We start from the raw sequence: 18,288 nt of genomic DNA, 5'->3' as shown, positions 1-18,288 counted from the left end.
AGAAATTACGCCTGCGCTAGTTCTGGACTTTTTGAGCTGCGAAAAGTCAGGATTTCACCAATCACGATTGTAGCCAGTGCACCCCAGAGTACTTCCCACGCCACGCCTTCACCCGGAACATAAATGAACAGTGTAATGGTCACAGCAAGAATGGTTGCGCACAAGTATGCACATACTTTTACGAAACCCGGTTTGCCAGGAAAGCGAAAGACTTCTTCATCGCGTTCTTTATGCGCATCTTGCGAGCGAATTTTTACAAACGCTGTACACATCGCCACATAAGGCAGCATGAAGATTACACCACTGAAGGCAAACAGCGACCAGAATAGATCTTCGTTATTACCCGCCAAGAAACCATACAAAGTAAGCAACACAGATGCGACAACACCTAGCAAGATAGAGGCACCCAGTGGCGTACCATGCTTAGTTTCAATTGCAAATGCTTGCGGCAGTTCTTTATCAATTGCTGCTTCTGCCGCTGCGCGGTTTGCACCCATCGCCCATGTTGCTGCATTTGAGAAGAAGGTATATAAAGCACCCACACCCAAGAACACCACGAAAGCATCACCCAGAGGAGAACCACCAAAGAACGTAGACAGCGTATCGATAAGACCGTCCACGACGTCGACGTTTTCAGCAGGTTGAGCCACAAGAATCGCTGATGTTGCCAACAGGTAAGCTACAACCACGACGGCGATTGATGAGAATACCGCTTTAGGTAAATCGCGTTTCGGATTCTTCATCTCTGCGCTACTGGCACTGGCAAGCTCAAAACCCAGCATGCCGTAAACTACTGCAGGTAAGTACTGCAAGCTTAGGCCACCATTTTCAGTGCTTGGGATCATCGTCGCCAAAGAAAACTCATTGGCGATGCCATTTTCTAAGCCGTAAGTAATACCGCCAATAATGAGAATAGCAAAGATGGCTAGTTTGATAGCGGCGCCAATATTCGGTACCCACTTACCAATATTCAATGCCACGATGTTGGCAATGACCACCACCCAAATCAATGCAACACCGAGAACTATCTGGCTGGTCAATGACATATCTGGGAAGAATAGCTGCGAAAAAACACCTGCAAAAAGTATAAAAATTGCAGGGATCCACACGGCAACGTTAGCCCAGTAGTACCAACTAATACGCGATGCCATGCGCTGCCCGTACGCACGTTTCACCCACGCATAGATACCCCCTTGTTCAGGATACGCACTGCCCAGCTCTGTACTAATCGCACCAAAGGGGATCAAGAACAAAATGGTTAATAGTACCCACCAAAAGATCACGGTCGGTCCCATTACTGCCCCAGCAGCTAATGTATCCAGTAATAAAACGGCAGAAACACAATAGAGAAAGATATCTCTGATGCCGAGTGTTTTTATATTTATTTGTTGTTCACTCATACCTTTTTCCTCACTCAATAACGAAAGTTTGCACTTCTACGAACTCTCGTAACCCTTCACGTCCCCACTCACGCCCATTGCCTGACTGTTTAAAGCCACCAAATGGTGCATTCGTGTTGAAATAAGAACCTTGGATATAACACTGGCCCGCGCGAATTTGACGCGCGATGGCGATGGCAGATGCATGATCTTTGGCATACACACCAGAAGAAAGACCAAATACCGTGTCGTTGGCAATCCTGATAGCCTGCTGCTCATCCTGATAAGGGATCATGCACAGCACCGGACCAAAAATTTCCTCACGAGCAATCTTCATATCGTTGCGCACATCAGCGAAAATAGTAGGCAACACGTACGCGCCCTGTTGCAGGTGCTCTGGTACGTCTAATCCGCCCGTCACGAGAGTAGCGCCTTCATCAATACCCGCTTGGATGTATTCACGCACGCGTTGTTGCTGCAAATGAGAACTTAGAGGGCCCATCGTCACTTCATCTGAGCGAGGGTCGCCCACTACGTTTTCCAGTGCGACCGCTTTAGCAATCGCCACAGCGTCATCGTATTTGCTCTGTGGCACCAACATGCGCGTTAACGCACAGCAGGTTTGTCCAGAGTTAATCATTACGTCTTCAACGCCGTAGCGCACAGCCGCTTCTAAATCAGCATCTTCTGTAATGATATAAGGTGATTTACCACCGAGCTCTTGGCACACACGTTTAACGGTTGTCGACGCTGCTTGCGCCACTTTGATGCCGGCGCCAGTGGAACCGGTGAATGACACCATGTCCACATCTGGGTGTGAACATAAGTGCTCACCAATGTTGTGGCCCACGCCGGTAATAACGTTCATTACCCCCGCAGGTAACCCGACCTTGTCGGCGATGTCAGCGAGGATTAAATCTTGTAATGGAGTTTGCTCGGCAGGCTTTAATACCACGGTACAACCGGTTGCCAATGCGGGGCCTAACTTGCCTACAAGCTGTGATAATGGGTAGTTCCACGGATTGATAAGCACACAGACACCCACAGGGGCGTTAATTTGCATAATGCCGTTTTCAGTGTGTGATTCATCAAGGTATGAGGTCATGTCAGCGAACTGACGAAATGCATCGATAGAACCTTGCACTTGGATATCCAAAGACAAATGTCGCGGGCACCCCATGGTGGTAGAGATGGCATCAGTCAACTCATCAATTCGTGCTTGCATCTCATCGGCAATCGCATTGATAAATTGGCTGCGCTGCGTAGCAGTCGTCCTAGACCAAGTAACAAACGCGTTCTTTGCGGCGCTAATAGCGGCGTCCACATCAGCGTGCTGTGCACTGGCGGTTTGTGCGCACAGTTCACCATTTGCTGGATTCAACACATCAATGGTTTCGGCACAGCTTGGCGCTTGCCACGTCCCATCAATGTAGAACTGGTTATATCTATACATTTTCTTACCCTGCCATTTAGTCGAATGTTAAGACTAAGTTAGCAACTCAAAGTAAAGTACCCCCTTAGGGGGAGGTGGAAGTATTATCTCCACACCTTTATGTGGGATACCCTATACATCTTTGGCACTCCGTTGACATGGGTTTAACGCTTTTTTATTTTTTATTTCATACGGTTAAACTTTTTCCTTATCCGTCTATTTAACAACCAAGTTAAGGTGAAAATAATTGGCATTAACAGCACAATAATGAGTGTTTTATTAACGCTTGTTCCTAAATCGTTAGCAGCTTGCAACACATATTCGCTTAACTGCAATACGTAATAGGTCATCACCACCACCGACAAACCTTCTACGGTTTGCTGCAAATTAAATTGCAAACGCGCCCGTCGTTCCATCGATTTTAGCAGTGCTTGGTTCTGCACCTCTATAGCCATATCCACACGGGTGCGCAAAAACTCGCTTGCTCTGTCAACTCGACTGGCAAGGTCATCCAAACGTCTTTGGGCTGCTATCACAGTGCGATTGGCGGGTGATAAACGCCGCTCAATAAACGCACATAAGGTTTGTAAATCATTAATTTCTTGCTCTTCGAGCTCATTCAACCGGCTTATCACCATCTGATAATAAGCAGTAGCAGCATCAAAACGGTAGCGCGAATCGGCGATAAGCCTCGCCACTTCACCGGCCATATGTGACAACTGAGAGAGCAAATGTTTGTCTTGTTCACCGGTGCGAACATCATGCTGACTTTTCAATAGATCAGCGAGTTTCGACTCCATATCACTGACTTTCGCACTGACTTCTTGCGCCAAAGGGAACGCCAGCAAGGTCATATTGCGATAGGCTTCCACTTCCAAAAGTGCCCGCAAAACACGACCACTTTGGCAATCATTCAGCGACTTATTCACCACCAAAATACGGTTAAACTCGTCGCTGTGCAGGCGCAGTGCCGTATACACAGACGCTTCACCTTGGTGCAACTGCGAACCAATTAAACGATGGCCTTCAAAGCACTGACGCAGGTTTTCACGCTCCAAATTAATCGCGCCCTCTGCCAGCGCTTCAATATGCACCGCTGAAATAACCTGGCCAGAGATCTGCTGTAACCAATCGGCAGGAACCAAAGCGATTGGCGGGTGCGCAAAAGGTTGCGCCTCCACATCATGCAAAATAAAGCTGTAACTGCTGAATTCAGTATGACGCTCATAGCGAATTTCAAAATCCCCTAAGCGCTGATAAAAGCACGACGCACCTGCTTTGGGTGGGTTAATACCATAGCGCTCACAGATGCGCGCCAGATGCGTTAATTCGCGTGCAGCACAACTGTGTTCATCGTGTAAGAAGCATAATTGTGAAATACGCAACGGCACTTTAGATCGCGAAAATGGCCGAGCATGCAGTTCCGCATAGTGATATTCAAAACGTGCATGCTTATTCACCTGCGTGTAATGATACTCCTTTTGTGTGGCGTATCTAAATTCAATACTGGCGGTATTTTGCTGGCTCATCGCACCCTCACCCGTGTTCAAGACAAAAAAATAGCAAGAACAACGTCTTGCTATCAGAGGCTTGTTTAAAAATACCCAGCCCGCGTTAGGATCAAATAGATGGGGGATCTAAAAATGCGTGCGGACTGGGCAAAACCGTTTAGTTTGCGAGTTCGTTAAATAACACGGCAAACTGAGTAAGTCCTTCGCTAACGATTTCATCGCTGGCAGTCAATGCGGGTAAGAAACGAATGACGTTGCCGTAGAAGCCACATGCCAATAGCACCAGGCCATGCTTCGCGGCATTGGCAATGATAGCTTGTGTAAGCTCTGTGTTTGGCTGCTCAGCGTCGCCCTCTTTGACGAGCTCCATAGCAATCATCGCGCCTTGGTTACGCACATCCAAAATTAGATTTGGATGTTGGCGCTTAAGGGCACTTAGGCTCTCGTTGAAAGCGGCACCGATTTCGTTTGCACGTTGAATCAGGTTTTCTTCTTCGATGATTTCAAGTACCGCAAGGGCTGCAGCACATGCCACAGGTGAACCGCCGTAAGTACCACCTAAACCACCTGGTAATGGCGCGTCCATAACTTCTGATTTGCCCACAACCGCAGCGATAGGGAAGCCACCAGCGATGCCTTTTGCCATTGTCATTAGGTCAGCTTCAACACCTGAGTGCTCCATTGAGAACATCTTGCCGGTGCGCGCAAAGCCTGTTTGAATTTCATCGGCAATCAATAAGATACCGTGCTCATCACACAGCTTGCGAAGCGCCTCAAGGAACTCTTTTGGCGCTGCGTAGAAACCGCCTTCACCTTGCACTGGCTCAACAATAATTGCTGCAACATCACTTGGCGCAATATCGACCTTGAATAGATTCTCTAGCGCCTTAAGTGACTGCTTCACCGTGATATCGTGACACGCAGTTGGGAACGGTGCGTGGAAGATATCGCCAGGGAATGGGCCAAATAGGTTTTTGTAGGGTGTAATTTTACCCGTGAGCGCCATAGCTAAGTTGGTACGACCGTGGAAGCCACCATTGAAGGCAATTACACCGCGACGACCTGTGTAAGCACGCGCTATCTTTACGCAGTTTTCCACCGCTTCTGCACCCGTTGATACAAAAATCGCTTTCTTTTCGCTCTCACCTGGGGCGATTTGCGTGAGCTTTTCAGCCAACTCAACCGCAACTTCGTATGGGTTAACCATCACACAGGTGTGGCTGAACTTATCGATTTGTGCTTTTACCGCCTCAACCACTTTTGGGTGGCTGTGACCTGTGTTACACACTGCGATACCTGTACCGAAGTCGATGTAACGCTTGCCTTCTACATCCCATAATTCCGCGTTTTGTGCACGCTCTACATACACTGGGTACACGTTGCCTTGGCCGCGCGCGATAACTTGCGTCTTTCTTTGTTGTAAACTTGCGTTTGTCATTTCAATTCTACCTAATTCGTTGATTACTGCTTTGTTAGGGCGTTATTTATCTAAGCCGCCCATGCACAAGTATTTAATTTCTAGATAGTCGTCTAAGCCGTACTTAGAGCCTTCGCGACCGTTACCTGATTGCTTCACGCCACCAAAGGGTGCAGCTGCATTTGAGATCAACCCTTCGTTGATGCCGACCATGCCGTATTCAAGGCCTTCAGCAACGCGCCAAATACGACCAATGTCACGGGTGTAAAAATACGCCGCAAGGCCGTATTCAGTGTCATTCGCTTGGGCAATCACATCCGCTTCTTCGGAGAAGGCGATAATAGGCGATACCGGGCCAAAGATTTCGTTACGGGCGATGGCCATGTCGTTAGTCACGCCTGTGAGAATCGTTGGTTGATAGAAGTTTTCGCCCGCTGCATCGCGCTGACCACCTAGCGCAACTTTTGCACCTTGAGCCAATGACTGCTGCACTAAGGACTCCACATCACTTACCGCTTTTGTTGAAATCATCGGCCCGATGGTGACGCCTGCTTCGAGGCCATTACCTATGCTCAGCTGAGACACAGCAGCGGCGAATTTGTCTGTAAACTCGGCTAACACGCCTTGTTGTACAAAAATACGGTTGGTGCACACACAAGTTTGCCCTGCGTTGCGGTATTTAGATGCGATTGCGCCTTGGACTGCAGCATCGATATCAGCATCATCAAAAACGATAAATGGTGCGTTACCGCCCAGTTCCATCGATACTTTTTTAACCGTCGTTGCGCACTGGCTAATAAGTGCCTTACCTACAGGTGTTGACCCTGTGAAGGTGAACTTAGCGACATCTGGATGTTGCGTAAGCACTTGGCCCATGCCGCGAGCGTCTTCACCCACAACCACGTTGAAAACACCCGCAGGAATTCCCGCGCGCTCTGCCAGCTCGGCCATAGCCAATGCAGATAAAGGTGTTTGCGTTGCTGGGCGCACTACAAAAGTACAGCCAGCTGCCAAGGCGGCTGCCGCTTTACGGGCAATCATGGCATTGGGGAAATTCCATGGCGTAATCGCTGCAACAACCCCAACTGGCTGTTTGATCACAACAATGCGTTTGTCGCTCGAAGGCGCGGCAATGGTGTCGCCATAAACGCGTTTACCTTCTTCTGCAAACCATTCAATAAAAGCAGCACCGTAGGCAATTTCACCCTTGGCTTCCGCCAATGGTTTGCCTTGCTCAAGGGTCAAAATACGGCCTAAGTCATCTTGGTTTGCCATCATCAAATCAAACCAGTTGCGCATTAGCTTGGCACGCTCATGGGCTGGCTTTGCCGACCATGCTTTAAGGGCAGATTTAGCCGCTTTAACAGCTAGCTCAGTTTCTGCAATGCCGGCATTACTTACTTTTGTGACTTCTTCGCCGTTAGCTGGGTTAATAATGGCAACTTGTGACTCACTGCTGTGCCAACTACCGTTGATATATGAGAAGTTTTTCAGCAGTTGATTGTCTTGTAGACCTAATTCGATTGTATCTTGCATTGTTGTTCTCCATTGAACATCGCGTTAGGGGTATTGAATAACAATAGTAAACTGGGTTAAATAACAAACTTTAAACGTTAAGTTTTAACATCATAAAACATTAGGCAGATGCGATGGCACTTAATTCAATCATTCCTAAACCCATTACTGAATATGATTTGCGGTTGCTGCGCATCTTTGTCTCAGTCGTTGAGCACGGTGGTTTCGCTGCGGCTGAAAATGCACTGGGGATCACGCGTTCAACCATTAGTGTGCATATGTCGAACCTTGAAACGCGCATGAAGTTGAAGCTGTGCCTACGTGGTCGCGGTGGTTTTTCGCTAACCGAAGATGGCCAAGCTGTGTATCGCGCGGTGATTAACTTGTTTGACTCACTCAATGATTTTTCTTTAATTGTGGGCTCACTCGGCAAGGAGCTCAGTGGTGAGCTGGTCATTCTATGTGCCGATCAGCTTGATGATAAAAAACGATTGAAACTCGCTGAGGTGATTGAACGTTTGACGGACAATTCACCGAACTTGCACATCACTCTAGATGGCGAGTCTATTCCCAGCATTGAAAAACAGTTGCTCAAAGGTAAAGCGCATTTGGGCATTTTTCCTGGCTACCAGCAAATCGAAGGGCTCAATTATCTTCCCCTCTCGAGTGAGCCCATCTTTTTGTGTTGCTCTAGGAAGCATCCATTTTTCGACATAGTCGACAGCAATATCAGTGAAAGCGACTTAGCTTCAGTGCCTGCAATTCACCCTGGGATTGATATCGACAGTGCTGGGCGCATGCAACTTTCACAATTGAACTTGTGCGCGCGGGCGTATCAGTTTGATACCCGAAAAGCGATGATTCTATCGGGTAAATACATTGGCTATTTGCCACAAAGCTTTATCCAGCAAGAACTTAATGACGGTGAGATGCGCCTCATTCAGCCAAGTACACGTACCTACCCGTTTAACCTTTCTCTTGTACATAAGAAAAATCCCACCGAGCGCAGCAAGATAGATTTATTGCTTAGCACCTTTTCGAGTGTATTTGAGTTAGACAACTAACCTTAAGGGTAGGATGCGGCATTCAATTTTCGGCACTGGTTTCCTCTTCCCCCCATTCGGGGATTCTATAGCCAACGATGAAATGAAATAGTGTGTGCATAACAGCAATGGTATGACTCTCACGCAAGGCTATTACTATGAATATAAACAGCGCTCCCGTTCAAGGTGCTCGCACTAAAAATTGCACCGATGAGCAACAACAGCAAGACCATCAACAAACGCCAAAGGGGTTACAACCAAGACACCCAAGCGATAGTGATACCAATAAAAGTTATGTGCTGGGTTATAACTAATTTCTGCTAGTGCAACCCACTTTTTGAATTGAATACATGTGTTATCCGCGTGGCGATAATGCATCGCCCTGCACCAACCCAACCAGTTTTATTTAGCGCCAAAAAGGCCGCCTATCACAGGATAGGCGGCCTTTTTTATAACTAATCTGAGCTTCGGATAGAGAATACCTTATCCAAAGCTCAGGTTAACTAGAATAAGGAGTTGGCCTGAGTAGGCCCCCCCCTCTCACCTTCTTAGCGGCGAATACACCCAGGAAAGCTACACAACATTTCAAATACAAGGTTGGCAGCGAGCAATGCTGTGTTACCTGATGTGTCGTAAGGTGGCGACACTTCAACTAGGTCGGCTCCGATTAGGTTGGTACCATGCATGCCACGAATAATCTCAAGCGCTTGTGGTGTTGTTAAACCGGCAGGTTCTGGCGTTCCCGTGCCCGGCGCGTATGATGGGTCAATGCCATCGATGTCGAACGTCAGGTAAGTTGGCATGTCTTCACCAATGATTTCACGCACCTGCTCCATCAACGGCGTTAATGATTTCAACCAACATTCTTCTGCTTGAACAACCTTCACACCACGGTCAATGGCCCATTGGAAATCTTCAGAGCTGTACCCTGTTGCACGTTGACCGATTTGGATCATCTTGTTCGGATCTACCAAACCTTCTTCAATTGCACGTCTGAAAATGGTGCCATGACACTCACGTTCACCAAACATTGAGTCGTTGATATCTGCATGGGCATCAACGTGCACTAACGCCATGGTGCCGTGCTTTTTATATAGCGCACGTAAGATTGGCAAACTGATCGTGTGGTCGCCGCCCACGGTCATCGGTTTAATATTGTGCGCCATGATGTTGTCGTAATGCGCTTCGATGATGCGAATAGAGTCTTGAAGGTTAAAGGTATTGATGGCTACATCACCAATATCCGCAATTTGAAAGCTATCAAACGGCGCTGCTTTGGTATACATGCCATAAGGGCGAACCAGCACAGACTCACTTCTTACTGAACGTGGGCCGTAACGCGTTCCACTGCGGTTACTCGCACCGATATCCAATGGCACACCCACGATGCCGATATCTAACTCATCTGATAATTCACTTTGCGGTAAACGGAACATGGTGCCTGGGCCACCAAAGCGAGGCATTTGGTTGCCGCCCAGCGGCTGATTGAAGTTATTATCTTTCATAGTGTAAGCCTTATGAATACAGAATTTTTGCAGCGCCTTTTGCGCCTAAATAAAGCAATCTAGCAAAGCTTACAACGACGGAGATCCCCTATTGGGGGGTATTAGTAGGAAATACCCACACTACTTACAAAGATAAATAGCTTGGCAGTAGAAACGCGTTCTTGAGAGAACAAAAAAACGGCGGCCAAATAGCAAACCGTTTTAGTTGGGAAATGTGGGGCGCGCAGTGCATGCTCTGGGCCCCACTCTGAGGTTTCTATGACTTTCTGGTAGGAACTACTCGGTAGGAACTACTCGGTAGGAACTACGCAAAAATAATTACTCAGTGGGTTTGGTGTAACTCACACTCATTTCACCAATCAGGTTATTGGTAATATCGCCTTCACTGAAATACAGCGGGCGCAGCGCCGCATTTTGTGAGTAATAACGACTTTGGTCGTCGAAGTGCTCAGAATCTGAGTGTGAACTTTGCGACATTGTCAGTAAGCCTTTAGCCACCGGACCATTGTCGGTAAAATTCATCACAAACATCCAGCTCGAACCATAGTTAACCGGATAACCTTGTGCATTTAATCCCGACGCCAAAGGTTGGCCTGTGATGGCATCAGGCAGTCGGTCAAAGATTTTGTAAGGGATAACCGTGGAGTTTGACAGTGCGCGGCGGTCGAACCGAAACACATTAAAACCACCTTCAACATGCATCGGGCCAGCCCATGGCAATTTTTCACCCGAGCCCATGCCACCAGCTAGGGTTTTCTCAACAAATTGCAACTCTCCTAGCGTCGCATCCAAAGCAAAACCATTATCGGTCACATTCAGTACCGCATGAGCTAGGGCTTGCAGCGCTGAGCCATCTAACTTAAGTGTATTCGGTGTGTTCGCAGCATCCGTGACAGAGAAGTTGTCGAACAGATGGACTTCTGGGTTAAATAAGTGCGCAAATTCACGAATGAGGCCTGCGCCTTTGGTATCAAGATTCATCTTGCCATCGAACTGTGCGAGCAGTGCACAGGCTGCGCTCAAATCAACATCGCGACCGCCCACTGAAACAGGTGTCGTACCTTGTGCTTGGCATTGTTCGACCAGTGCTGGAATAACTAAGTCATACAGATAAATATCATTACCAATCAGCGCTTGCTCAAGCTCTTCGAATGAGAATTTACCGTCCGCGCCACCGCCTTCTCGCAAGAGCTTTAAGCCCATACGCGTACGTAATGATTGTGGATACTGCACATTACCGTATTGCGCCGCATAACCAATAAGCGGCTGCTCTAGGTTAGTTAACCAGTAACTGTCATTGGAATTTTGCACATAGTCTGTACGTTGTAGTTGTGGTGCATCTTCAAAAGGCACTACGCCACTTGATTCAAACAATGAGGTATCACCAGGCACGAGATCAAAACCTGTTTGCTCGCGCAACGCCACCAATTGCGGTTCTAAACGCATTGCAAGGTTAGCTGTGTCACCCACTTGCAGTACCGTTGAATCGTCGATGTAGAACACATTGCCCTCTTTATCAGAAGCCATGGTGTTGTTAAACGACACGCCATCGAATTCTTTAAATGCCGCTTTCATATCATCGAGTGAATGCGCCGCATTCATGCGTGACCAAAAGCCCACTACATCCATATTAAATTCATTCGCATCTTTAATTGTGAAGGCATTACCGTCACTCCAACCCAGACCAAACGCGGCAGGTGTTTCAATCATCAGACCTTGGTGAGAATAGTAGTAGTCTTTATTTAACGTGATCACCTGACCTGGACCTACCGCAACATCCACACTGATGTTCTTACTGGTGATAGGCATTTCGGCACCATCAAGGGTGTAAGTCATGCGGTCGCCGTCTTTGAGCGCCAGTTGATAAATAATGAAGTGACGCGCGGTAGAAAAGGTATGCGTCCACGCTACGTTTTCATTAAAACCAATGTTCACAACCCCCGGCATGCCCTGCAAACTGCCCCCCATCACATTCAATGAATCAGGGATTGTCAGATGCGATTGCCAGAAACGTAAATTACCTTGATGAGGGAAATGGGGGTTCGCGAGTAAGCCACCCATGCCATTTTCCATTTTATCTTTACCTAGGCCCCACCCATTCGACCCCAAGTGTTCATATTTTTTTTCTAGTTTAAGGGTACTGGTTTTGCTGTTGAGCTCATGGGCGAACGCTTTGGATTGCGCGCCAGCTTGGGTCATCACAGGTAGATATTCGTTACCGTCACCTGGATTAGCGAAGAAAGCTAAATCGAGGAAGTTGGCAGAACTGGCAAGTTGCACGGTGGCCATCGCATACGCCAGCATGTCTTCTTTAGTAATGGTAATTGCCCATGGCTGACCCGCACATTCTGGGGCCAAGTTGGCTACGCCGGTATCATTGACATACTTATTGAAACCAGCGACGAATCCTTCGTAGTGCGCACGGCTTTGTTCGTCGAGTTCCATATAATGTTCAGCAGCGTAGTCATTCACTCCCAGTGCTTTATAACCAAAGTCAGAAATAAGGTGTTCGCTGTCACCACTGCCTAGCACTTTGTCAGGGCCAAAGTACATGCTGCGATGACCGCGAACTTTAACAACTTGATCCATCATCACACAGGCATTGTCTTTGGCATACGCATATCCGCTACCAAACGCTAAGCTTTCTATATTGTCTGCTTTAATGTGTGGTACACCGTATGTGGTCCAACGAATATCAGCCTCAAGTACGCCGTCCTCGTCAAATAACACGAGTGGCTTAGGTTCAGGGTCTGGTTGGACTGGGTCGGGCGTCGTTACCACGACTTCATCTTTGTCGTCTGAACCACACGCACTTAATAGCAGTGCTGCAAGCACGGCGGCGGCCAAAGGTTTCAGATGTGTGCTCATAGTGCATCCTTTTCTTATTATGTGTTGTTAACAATCAACCTTGCCCGAACAAGCTAGTGAAATCTTGACGCTGAGCGACAAAAATTGACTTTGCGCGCCATATGGCTCACTTTTAAGTCATCGCATAATAATAATTACAATAACGATGCAAGTTTCTTACGTCAGTTATCAAGTGCTGCGCTCTTTAGTGCTTTTTTTGCAAAGCAAAGGCTTAGCGAGACAAGCATGCTTAGACATACTGCAATGCCAAGAACAAGACTTACACAGTGTCGAGAGTCGCTTTTCTCTGACTCATTACGCCCGCTTAATGCGCTGGGCACACCAGCAATTAAACTGCCCTCATATAGGGTTATTGTTCGGTGCGCATTTAGATTTGGAACGTTGGGGAGTGTTAGGGCATCTAGCGAGTGTCAGCGCGGATATTCGCCGCGTAGTTGAATACGGCCGGCGCTTTCATTCATTAGTACGTCATACCCAAAGTCTTACCATTCACCAGCAAGCAAAAACACTCACCATAGACCTCGGACCAAGCAACAATGATTGCTACTATGTTATTGATGAACTCTTTGCTAGCTGGCTGAGCTTCGCTCAGGCTCATGTACTCGATGTAGAGCAACTTGCGCCACTGCATATTTACCTCACTCGCAGCGCGCCACAAAACAGCAAAGAGGTGCGCTTGTATGAGAATATGTTCCGTTGTCCAGTTACTTTTGGCGCTTCAAGCAACGCGCTAGTGATGCCACGAGAAGTGATCAATCTCACCTTAAAGCAGCCAGACAAGGTATTGGAGCAATTGCTATTACAACAGGCTCAGCAGCAGCTCAACACGAGTTACTCTATTTGCGAAGCGGTGAAACTACATATCACTGCACACTTACCCGAGGTGTTAAACATCAATGATATTGCCACGCTATGTGATTGCTCACCCAGAACAATGCAGCGCCAGTTAGCCAAGCAACAAACGAGTTACTCGCAACTACTAGATGAATGCCGACAAACACTGGCATTACAGCTCTTTGAATCAGATTACAGTGCCATAGAAGTGGCTAATAAGTTGGGGTTTTCAGAACAAAGCGCATTGCAACGCGCATTCAAGCGCTGGTTTAGTGCCTCACCCAAACAATACTTTTTAAACAAAAGGAGTCTTGAATTAGAGGGAATCAACCCAATATAAAGCCAGATTAACATCACAACCTACCTCTAGCGTCCTTGTAGCGTTTGAAATTGAGCCCTACTGCACGAAATAAGAGAAAGAAAAAGTGTTTGCTAAGGGGGTGGTATTTTGCTATTTATAGCCGCCGGTATTTTCCGGGGACTAGGTATTAAGGATTTAGGAGATAGTTATGCCAGAGCAGCGTAAATTAGGTTTAATCGCTCAGGCGGGTTTAGAGCCGTATCAGGAACAACCAGGCGAAGAGTACATGAATGAAAAGCAACGTGCTCACTTTCGCAAAATTCTGGAAACGTGGCGTAACGATCTGAGAAACGAAGTTGATCGCACCAAGACGCACATGCAAGATGAAGCGGCGAACTTCCCAGATCCGGTTGACCGCGCAGCGCAAGAAGAAGAGTTTTCACTCGAACTGCGCACCCGTGACCGCGAACGTAAACTAATTAAGAAAATTGAAAAGACGCTAACGTTAATTGACGAAGACGATTTTGGTTATTGTGAGTCTTGTGGCATCGAAATTGGTATTCGTCGCCTCGAAGCTCGCCCTACAGCTGACCTATGTGTTGACTGTAAAGCGCTAGCTGAAATCAAAGAGAAGCAATCAGGTCGCGGTTAATACACCATGACCCGATTGGATTGGGGCAGCATTGGCAAGCCTGAAGGCGCGCCAAATGGCGGACAATATATTGGTCGCTTTGCCCCATCCCCTTCTGGACCACTGCATTTTGGTTCACTGGTTGCCGCACTCGGCAGCTATCTCGACGCCCACGCCCATCAGGGGCAATGGCTCGTCCGTATTGAAGACATAGACACACCTCGCGTCCGTACTGGCGCCGACACAGACATTTTACGCACTCTTGAAGCCTACGGTTTGCATTGGCATGGCGACGTCATATGGCAAAGCCAACGTCTTGAACGCTATAAAGAAATCACCACACAGTTAGCCAATCAAGGTCTTGTATATCAGTGCCGATGTACGCGCAAAGAAATAAAAGCGCTAGGCGGCGTATACAATGGGCATTGCCGCGATTTGGGCTTGCATGGGGATGACCTAGTCCTGCGCATACGCCAGCAGCACGCGGTTTTTAACTACCAAGATAGGTTGCAAGGCCATATCGACATCAACCCAAGTGAAGCGCAAGAAGATTACATAATTAAACGTCGTGACGGCTTGTTCGCCTATCAGCTTGTGGTCGTTATCGACGACATAGATCAAGGTATTACCGATATCGTCCGTGGCGCAGATTTACTCATTCCCACAGCGCGTCAAATCGGTTTATTCGCGCAACTCGGTTCTGACGCGCCGCGCTATTTACATTTGCCATTAGCAGTAGCAAGCCCAGGTTTTAAACTATCCAAGCAAAATTATGCCCCTGCCATTGACCAAAAAAGTCCACAGCCCGCATTACTCGATGCGCTGCGCTTTTTAGGATTTAAACCTGACGATGAGCTTGTGCACGCTCCCGTTGAAAACATCATCAAATGGGGCGTTGAGCACTATCGTTGTGAGGCGCTGACGCGAGCATTGGAAGTGCAAGTCAGCCAAGGCAGCAACGGACAAACTCAACTGCTAACATTATAAGCGCTGGTCGAACCCTGAAAGTAGGACTTGTTGTACAACAAAGCGCTTATTTTTATACCCCTTCGCTTAATTTTTCCGCCACGCTGGTATATCATAAGCCACTTTCAAAATCGCCATAACTGTAGCCTAGGAGAGCGATTATCATTTCTAAACTGTTTCAGCTGTGTAGACAGGTGTTGTCTACCAAAGAGCAAAGTGATGCCGATGACGGCCATATCACGACCTTACACGAACCGGTTATTATTCCTCGTAGTGAGCATGGTATTTCGCGTGGCCAATTTAGCCCGAATGCGCTAAAAGTCCTTTACCGTCTGAAAGACGGAGGCTATGAGGCGTACTTAGTGGGTGGTTGCGTACGCGATTTATTACTGGGCCTACAGCCAAAAGACTTTGACGTTGTAACCAATGCAACACCAGAGCAAGTAAAGAAATTATTCCGCAATTGCCGTTTAATCGGGCGCCGTTTTCGTTTGGCGCACATTGTCTTTGGGCGCGAAATCATCGAAGTGGCGACTATGCGTGGTCACCACGAAAGTACCGAGCCGAAAAAAGGTGCAAAGTGCAATATCAGCCAAGCATCCGAACATGGTCAACTACTGCGTGACAATGTCTACGGTACGATTGACGAAGATGCGCAGCGTCGTGACTTCACCATTAACGCCCTATACTATTCAATCAAAGATTTCTGTATCTACGATTACGCTGATGGTGTAAAAGCGATTAAAAAGCGCCGTGTTGAGCTGATTGGCGACCCTGAGACTCGCTACCGCGAAGACCCCGTGCGCATGCTACGCGCCATTCGCTTTGCAACTAAGTTAGACATGAGTATTTCGCCGGCTACTGCGAAGCCTATTGGTCAACTTGCTGATTTACTTGCCAATATTCCACCTGCACGCTTGTTTGAAGAGTGCCTAAAGCTGTTCCTAGGCGGCAAAGCAGAGGCAAACTTCAAAGCGTTACGTGACTATGGCTTATTCAAATATTTGTTCCCTAGCTTGGATAAGATCCTTGATGCCAACCCGGGTGGTCTTGAAGAACGTTTTATCACCCAGATGTTCGTGAATACCGATGTACGCATCAACAATGATAAGAAAGTAACACCTGCATTTATCTTTGCGGCACTCTTGTGGTTCCCACTACTAAAGCGCACTGAAGAATTGATGCAGCGCGAGCAGTTACCTCATTTTGAAGCGCTAGGCGCGGCAATGAATCAAATTCTCAGTGAAAGTGCACAACAAGTTGCTGTGCCGAAACGATTTACCTTGGGTGCCCGCGATATTTGGCATATCCATCATCGCTTTGATAAACGTGGCGGCCAACGTGCTTATCGTTTGAGTCAGCAACCTCGCTTCAAAGCTGCTTATGACTTTATGTTGCTATTGGTCGAAAGTGGCCAAGACGACTTAAAAGAATTATGCGATTGGTGGGGCGCTTACCTTAATGCCGATGTGAACGGTCAAAAAATGATGGTGAAATCATTAGGTGGGAATAACCGCCCACGCCGTCGTCGCAGCGGTGGCTCTAAACGTCGCAGCAGCAACAAAGCAGCGGACGAATAACAACGTGGCGTTCGAAAAAGTATATTTGGGCTTAGGTGCAAATCTTAACAACCCGATTTCGCAGTTAAAACAAGCAATTACTGCTCTAGAGCAGCTTGTAGGCACACGTGCTCACCGCTGCTCTGCTTTGTATGCAAGTAAACCTATGGGTCCACAAGACCAACCCGATTACGTCAATGCAGTGATGGAGCTTGAATGTGAGTTGCCGCCGCACGCGCTACTCGATGCCACACAGGCTATTGAGCTACAGCTTGGCCGCGTGCGTAAAGAAGAGCGTTGGGGCCCGCGCACGTTAGATATCGATATTATTCTTTTCGGTGACAAGCAACTCGATGATGAGCGTTTGACTGTGCCTCACTATGGTATGAAAGAACGAGAGTTTGTGCTCTATCCATTACTCGAACTTGCTCCAGAACTTGCCCTGCCGGATGGCACTTCAGTGAGTTCTTTGACAACGAACGTGCCTCGCAATGGCCTAGAACAAATCCAATAAGGAAAGCTAATGGCGAAGATCTCAGTTTCTACCTTGCTTAAAAAGAAGCAAAACGGTGAAAAAATCACTTCTTTAACGGCTTACGATGCAAGTTTCGCACAACTGTTCGCAGACAATGGCGTTGATGCCGTGTTGGTGGGTGATTCTTTGGGCATGGTGCTTCAAGGCGGTGATGATACCTTGGCTGTAACCATCGACGATATTGCCTATCACACTAAGTGTGTGCGTGGTGGTAGCCGTGATTTATTTGTGATCGCAGACATGCCTTTTATGACCTACGCGAATGTCACGCAAAGCTGTGAAAACGCAGCCAAGTTGATGCGCGCAGGCGCCAATATGGTCAAACTTGAAGGCGGCGAATGGCTGTACGACAGTATTCGTGCCTTAACGCAACAAGGGGTGCCTGTGTGTGGTCACCTCGGCCTTACACCACAATCTGTGCACGTATTTGGTGGTTTTAAAATTCAAGGTCGAGACAAAGAGCAAGCTGATAAAATGATTGCAGACGCCAAAGCATTAGAAGCTGCGGGCGCACAATTATTAGTGCTTGAATGCATTCCAAGCGTGTTGGCTAAAGCCATTACAGGCGCTGTTAGCATTCCTACCATTGGCATTGGCGCGGGCAAAGACACCGACGGTCAAATCCTAGTAATGCATGACCTAGTGGGTATTTCTGCGGGCTACATTCCTAAATTCTCAAAGAACTTCCTACTGGAAACGGGCAATATGCCGGATGCCGTGAAGAAGTATTGTGAAGATGTTAAATCAGGCGCATTCCCAGGCCCTGATCACGAGTTCAATTAAGCGAAGTTA

15 protein-coding genes are annotated in these 18,288 nt (G+C 47.6%); 8 read left to right on the top strand and 7 right to left on the bottom strand.

From position 1 onward, the window contains the following. Nucleotides 1-5: 5 nt before the first annotated feature. The 5 genes from ACH19P_RS05030 to ACH19P_RS05010 all read right to left on the bottom strand — a co-directional run bounded on the left by ACH19P_RS05030 (nt 6) and on the right by ACH19P_RS05010 (nt 7,275). The gene (locus ACH19P_RS05030) at nt 6-1,400 is read right to left on the bottom strand and encodes an APC family permease (protein WP_462157422.1); all 1,395 of its coding nucleotides are present in this window, start codon (nt 1,398-1,400) and stop codon (nt 6-8) included. Nucleotides 1,401-1,410: 10 nt separating this feature from the next. Then, nucleotides 1,411-2,832: an aldehyde dehydrogenase family protein gene (locus ACH19P_RS05025; RefSeq protein WP_462157421.1), complete on the bottom strand. Its 1,422-nt coding sequence runs from the start codon at nt 2,830-2,832 to the stop codon at nt 1,411-1,413. A gap of 161 nt (nt 2,833-2,993) precedes the next feature. Next, nucleotides 2,994-4,340 carry a DUF3422 family protein gene (locus ACH19P_RS05020; protein WP_462157420.1) on the bottom strand — a complete coding sequence of 449 codons (1,347 nt, stop codon included), beginning with the start codon at nt 4,338-4,340 and terminating at the stop codon, nt 2,994-2,996. A 139-nt stretch (nt 4,341-4,479) separates the two neighbouring features. Continuing rightward, complete coding sequence (gabT, locus tag ACH19P_RS05015; RefSeq protein WP_462157419.1) at nt 4,480-5,760, bottom strand: 4-aminobutyrate--2-oxoglutarate transaminase; 1,281 nt, start codon at nt 5,758-5,760, stop codon at nt 4,480-4,482. A 42-nt stretch (nt 5,761-5,802) separates the two neighbouring features. After that, nucleotides 5,803-7,275 carry an NAD-dependent succinate-semialdehyde dehydrogenase gene (locus ACH19P_RS05010; protein WP_462157418.1) on the bottom strand — a complete coding sequence of 491 codons (1,473 nt, stop codon included), beginning with the start codon at nt 7,273-7,275 and terminating at the stop codon, nt 5,803-5,805. 113 nt (nt 7,276-7,388) lie between these two features. Here ACH19P_RS05010 and ACH19P_RS05005 point away from each other — a divergent pair, with 113 nt between their 5' ends. Further along, a complete protein-coding gene (locus tag ACH19P_RS05005) occupies nt 7,389-8,318 on the top strand; it encodes a LysR family transcriptional regulator (RefSeq protein ID WP_462157417.1) in 930 nt (309 codons plus the stop codon). Between the two features lie 137 nt (nt 8,319-8,455). After that, nucleotides 8,456-8,611, top strand: coding sequence for a hypothetical protein (locus ACH19P_RS05000; RefSeq protein WP_462157416.1), 156 nt, complete (start codon nt 8,456-8,458; stop codon nt 8,609-8,611). Between the two features lie 234 nt (nt 8,612-8,845). Here the strand turns inward: ACH19P_RS05000 and speB are convergent, their stop codons facing one another. Together speB and ACH19P_RS04990 are read right to left on the bottom strand one after the other, a co-directional pair. Beyond that, nucleotides 8,846-9,802 carry an agmatinase gene (speB, locus tag ACH19P_RS04995; protein WP_462157415.1) on the bottom strand — a complete coding sequence of 319 codons (957 nt, stop codon included), beginning with the start codon at nt 9,800-9,802 and terminating at the stop codon, nt 8,846-8,848. 318 nt (nt 9,803-10,120) lie between these two features. After that, entirely contained in the window at nt 10,121-12,670 is a 2,550-nt protein-coding gene (locus tag ACH19P_RS04990; protein WP_462157414.1) for a penicillin acylase family protein, read from the bottom strand. A gap of 145 nt (nt 12,671-12,815) precedes the next feature. Between ACH19P_RS04990 and ACH19P_RS04985 the strand changes: the two genes are divergently transcribed. From ACH19P_RS04985 to panB, 6 genes are all read left to right on the top strand, one after another. Beyond that, nucleotides 12,816-13,844 (top strand): AraC family transcriptional regulator, encoded by a 1,029-nt coding sequence (locus ACH19P_RS04985; protein WP_462157413.1) that lies wholly within the window; start codon nt 12,816-12,818, stop codon nt 13,842-13,844. Between the two features lie 169 nt (nt 13,845-14,013). Further along, nucleotides 14,014-14,457 (top strand): RNA polymerase-binding protein DksA, encoded by a 444-nt coding sequence (dksA, locus tag ACH19P_RS04980; RefSeq protein WP_347390411.1) that lies wholly within the window; start codon nt 14,014-14,016, stop codon nt 14,455-14,457. A 6-nt stretch (nt 14,458-14,463) separates the two neighbouring features. Continuing rightward, entirely contained in the window at nt 14,464-15,423 is a 960-nt protein-coding gene (gene gluQRS, locus ACH19P_RS04975) for a tRNA glutamyl-Q(34) synthetase GluQRS (RefSeq protein WP_462157412.1), read from the top strand. 176 nt (nt 15,424-15,599) lie between these two features. After that, entirely contained in the window at nt 15,600-16,982 is a 1,383-nt protein-coding gene (pcnB, locus tag ACH19P_RS04970) for a polynucleotide adenylyltransferase PcnB (RefSeq protein WP_462159311.1), read from the top strand. A gap of 4 nt (nt 16,983-16,986) precedes the next feature. Continuing rightward, nucleotides 16,987-17,475 carry a 2-amino-4-hydroxy-6-hydroxymethyldihydropteridine diphosphokinase gene (gene folK / locus ACH19P_RS04965; protein ID WP_462157411.1) on the top strand — a complete coding sequence of 163 codons (489 nt, stop codon included), beginning with the start codon at nt 16,987-16,989 and terminating at the stop codon, nt 17,473-17,475. A 9-nt stretch (nt 17,476-17,484) separates the two neighbouring features. Next, nucleotides 17,485-18,279, top strand: coding sequence for a 3-methyl-2-oxobutanoate hydroxymethyltransferase (gene panB / locus ACH19P_RS04960; protein WP_462157410.1), 795 nt, complete (start codon nt 17,485-17,487; stop codon nt 18,277-18,279). Nucleotides 18,280-18,288: the final 9 nt, after the last annotated feature.

Source organism: Pseudoalteromonas sp. GB56, from assembly GCF_054923835.1.
This window is presented reverse-complemented; position numbering and strand designations above follow the sequence as displayed.

Bases quoted from the DNA above. Each gene is read 5' to 3' on its own strand.
- ACH19P_RS04985 (WP_462157413.1), top strand. From the start codon at position 12,816: ATGCAAGTTTCTTACGTCAGTTATCAAGTGCTGCGCTCTTTAGTGCTT.
- ACH19P_RS05010 (WP_462157418.1), bottom strand. From the start codon at position 7,275: ATGCAAGATACAATCGAATTAGGTCTACAAGACAATCAACTGCTGAAA.
- ACH19P_RS05030 (WP_462157422.1), bottom strand. From the start codon at position 1,400: ATGAGTGAACAACAAATAAATATAAAAACACTCGGCATCAGAGATATC.
- speB (WP_462157415.1), bottom strand. From the start codon at position 9,802: ATGAAAGATAATAACTTCAATCAGCCGCTGGGCGGCAACCAAATGCCT.
- ACH19P_RS05025 (WP_462157421.1), bottom strand. From the start codon at position 2,832: ATGTATAGATATAACCAGTTCTACATTGATGGGACGTGGCAAGCGCCA.
- ACH19P_RS05005 (WP_462157417.1), top strand. From the start codon at position 7,389: ATGGCACTTAATTCAATCATTCCTAAACCCATTACTGAATATGATTTG.
- ACH19P_RS05020 (WP_462157420.1), bottom strand. From the start codon at position 4,340: ATGAGCCAGCAAAATACCGCCAGTATTGAATTTAGATACGCCACACAA.
- dksA (WP_347390411.1), top strand. From the start codon at position 14,014: ATGCCAGAGCAGCGTAAATTAGGTTTAATCGCTCAGGCGGGTTTAGAG.
- panB (WP_462157410.1), top strand. From the start codon at position 17,485: ATGGCGAAGATCTCAGTTTCTACCTTGCTTAAAAAGAAGCAAAACGGT.
- gluQRS (WP_462157412.1), top strand. From the start codon at position 14,464: ATGACCCGATTGGATTGGGGCAGCATTGGCAAGCCTGAAGGCGCGCCA.
- gabT (WP_462157419.1), bottom strand. From the start codon at position 5,760: ATGACAAACGCAAGTTTACAACAAAGAAAGACGCAAGTTATCGCGCGC.
- ACH19P_RS05000 (WP_462157416.1), top strand. From the start codon at position 8,456: ATGAATATAAACAGCGCTCCCGTTCAAGGTGCTCGCACTAAAAATTGC.
- ACH19P_RS04990 (WP_462157414.1), bottom strand. From the start codon at position 12,670: ATGAGCACACATCTGAAACCTTTGGCCGCCGCCGTGCTTGCAGCACTG.